This window comes from Actinomadura bangladeshensis, from assembly GCF_004348335.1.
In the GTDB taxonomy this organism is placed as follows: domain Bacteria; phylum Actinomycetota; class Actinomycetes; order Streptosporangiales; family Streptosporangiaceae; genus Spirillospora; species Spirillospora bangladeshensis.
The window spans coordinates 1-2,617 of record NZ_SMJW01000476.1 but is presented as its reverse complement, the minus strand read 5'-3'; the positions used below and the strand labels follow the sequence as shown (position 1 = coordinate 2,617).

Annotated in this window: 3 protein-coding genes; 2 read left to right on the top strand and 1 reads right to left on the bottom strand. The window is 76.0% G+C overall.

Going from position 1 to position 2,617, the window contains the following annotated elements:
* The first annotated feature begins 219 nt into the window (after nt 1-219).
* A complete protein-coding gene (locus E1284_RS42250) occupies nt 220-804 on the top strand; it encodes a hypothetical protein (RefSeq protein WP_165965624.1) in 585 nt (194 codons plus the stop codon).
* 124 nt (nt 805-928) lie between these two features.
* Entirely contained in the window at nt 929-1,807 is an 879-nt protein-coding gene (locus tag E1284_RS40060) for a hypothetical protein (RefSeq protein WP_131945337.1), read from the top strand.
* On the opposite strand, the gene E1284_RS40055 is transcribed toward E1284_RS40060, so the two are convergent.
* On the bottom strand, nt 1,808-2,515 hold the full coding sequence (locus E1284_RS40055; protein WP_131945336.1) for a hypothetical protein: 708 nt from the start codon (nt 2,513-2,515) through the stop codon (nt 1,808-1,810).
* Nucleotides 2,516-2,617: the final 102 nt, after the last annotated feature.

Below are 2,617 nucleotides of genomic sequence, written 5' to 3'. Positions count from 1 at the left end.
GCGAACTTCCCGCCCGGCGCCTTCCCGCCTCCCGGCGGACCGACACCCGGTCATTCCCCCCATGGAGCCACGCCCCCCGGCGGCTTCGGGCATGGCGCGCCGCCTCTGACTCAGGGCCAGCCCCCGTACGGTTCAACGCCTCCGCTCGGCCCCAACACCCTGCCGCCTCCGCCCGGCCAGTTCCCGTACGGGGCCACACCGCCGCCGGCACCCGGCGGCATGTCCGCCCCCGGCCACGGCGGCCCACCACCCGCGCCCGGCGGACCGTCCGTCCCCGGGGGACCGCCGCCCGCGCCGGGACACGTCCCGCACGGCGCCGTCCCGCCGCCCGCGCCCGGCGGGCCTTATCCGGCGGCGCCGGGTCACGCCGGGCCGCCGCCGCCCGCTCCGCCCGGCCCGGCCGGCTACCCGCCTCCGCCGGCGCACGGCCGGCCCGGGCCGCCGCCCGTGCACGTCCACCACGGCCCGCCCGGCTACCACGGGCACCACCGGCACGGGCACCACGGCATCGCCGCGGCCGGCCTGGTCGGCGGCGCCGCGGTGGCCGGTGTCGCCGGAGGCATGGCGATCGGCGCCATGGGCGACGCGGTGGGCCAGGCCGCGAACGTGGCGGGCTACGTCGCCGGCGCCCCGGTGGACGCGTTCGGCAGCGCCGTCGCCGGATACGCGGGCAACGTCGCCGGCGGCATGATCGCGGACGCGGCCGGCGGCGTCGCCGGGGACATCGCGGGCGACGTGGCCGGGGACATCGCCGGCGGCGCCGCGGAGATCCTCGGCGGCCTGCTGGGCGGCCTCTTCGGCTGACCGCTCCCCGCCCCCCTCGACGGCGGGAAATGCGGGACCATTCGGACGAGATGCGCCGCGTCCTCGTCCAATCCGGCCGCGTCTGGTTATCGTCGAGAGCGCAGCCCGCTTCCCGAGGAGTCCCATGACGACCGTGATCCTGGTTCTGCTCTGCCTCGCGATCGCCGGACGCGAGCTCTACCTGGCATCCGACAAGCGGCTCCCCCGTGCCCAGGAGGACCTGCGCATCCTGCAGGACCGGCTGGACAGGCTCGCCCGCGACCACCAGGACCTCAAGACGGTCGTGGACAACGCCACCGAGCCGGCCGGCATCCCCATCCCGCCCCAGCCGGAGGAGCCGCCCGCCGCCGTCCTGGAGAAGCTGGACTCCGTCACCGGTCGGGTGGAGCGGCTGGAGAAGCAGTTCGGCGACATCTCCGAGGAACTGGCCGGCATCGACCTCGACCGCGACGCCCAGCGCGCCCTGGCCCGCTCCCTCGACGCCGTGGAGCATGACGTCCTGGAGCTGCACCGCGAGATGCTCGACCGGCTGGACCGCGAGGAGGGCGTCGTCACCGGCGTCCTGCTCAGCGAGGAGGGCGAGGGCGAGGCGCTGCTCGCCGAGGCGTACGAGAAGTGCGCGGCCGAGTGCGGGCTGCGCGTCCGCATCCGCGACCAGCGCTCCGCGCAGGCCACCGGCACCTACTGGGGCACCGTCTACCACATGTCGGGACGGCGGCCCGACGTCCTCGCCGAGGACCTGTTCTCCTACGTGCGCGGCCTCTACGACCCGCAGGACGCGTCCGCCGTCAGCGCGCTGCTGACCGAACTCGCGTCGCTGCGCGGCGGGGGGATCGCCCGGTTCGGCCCGTTCGTCGCGGTCAGCACGCAGAGCGCGCTGCTCTGCGGCGTGCTCCCGGACGAGGAGAGCACGCCGCCGGAGCCGTGGCAGCTCGTCGACCACATCCGCGAACTGCCCGCCGACCGGCAGCGCGACCTGACCTGGCTGCGCTCCGACGACTGATCACGGCCGGACGAACCGGTGCACACCGTCCTCGTCCACGCCGAACGCGAGCAGGCACCGCGGCACCCGCGCCGCGTCGATCTGCAGGCACAGCCCGAGCCGCAGATCCGGGTCGACGAACACGACCCGCCGCAGCGCCCGCAGCGCCCGCCGCACCCGCGCCCGCTCCGGTTCGCGCAGCGTTCCGGTGACGACCCGGCCCGCGTACCGCCACAGCGCCGCCGAGTCCAGCACCCGCACGCCCGCCTGCGTGAGGTTCGCGACGATCACGACGCCGCTGTCGTCGTCCTCCGTCCCGGACGGCACCGGCAGCGCGCCTTCCCCCGGCAGGTCGCGCGGCGCCCTCGGCCCGCCGACCGCCCGGTGATAGCGCAGCGGATCGAGCGTGTCGATGACGAACGCCCCCGCGTAGGGCCTGGACGCCCGCGCCGTAACCGCCCGCGCCCGCGGCGACCGGACGGTCCGCACGCCGAAATGGGCGCTGAGGTCGAACACCATCCCGGCGTCGTCCGTCCACACCGGCACGCCGAGCGTCGCCGCCGCCTTCCGGTCGAGCACGTCCATCGCCACATCACTGCGCCGCGCGAGCGCCGAGGCGATCCCCATCCCGGGGAACGCGCCCTCCAGCACCGCGAGCATCGCCCGCCATGTCGCCCCGCCGACGAACTCGCCCGCGAACGCGTCCACCATGCCCCTGCGATCCACCATGGGCGCAGGCCGGGGCACACCGGCATCCGGAACGACCGGAGGCCCGGCCGCCAGCCCTTTCCCCGGCAAGAACGGCTCGTCCCCCTGTCTCTTATACACCTC

What these genes read in the sequence shown, in the direction of transcription:
- E1284_RS42250 (WP_165965624.1), top strand. Translation starts at nt 220, where the DNA reads ATGTCCGCCCCCGGCCACGGCGGCCCACCACCCGCGCCCGGCGGACCG.
- E1284_RS40060 (WP_131945337.1), top strand. Translation starts at nt 929, where the DNA reads ATGACGACCGTGATCCTGGTTCTGCTCTGCCTCGCGATCGCCGGACGC.
- E1284_RS40055 (WP_131945336.1), bottom strand. Translation starts at nt 2,515, where the DNA reads ATGGTGGATCGCAGGGGCATGGTGGACGCGTTCGCGGGCGAGTTCGTC.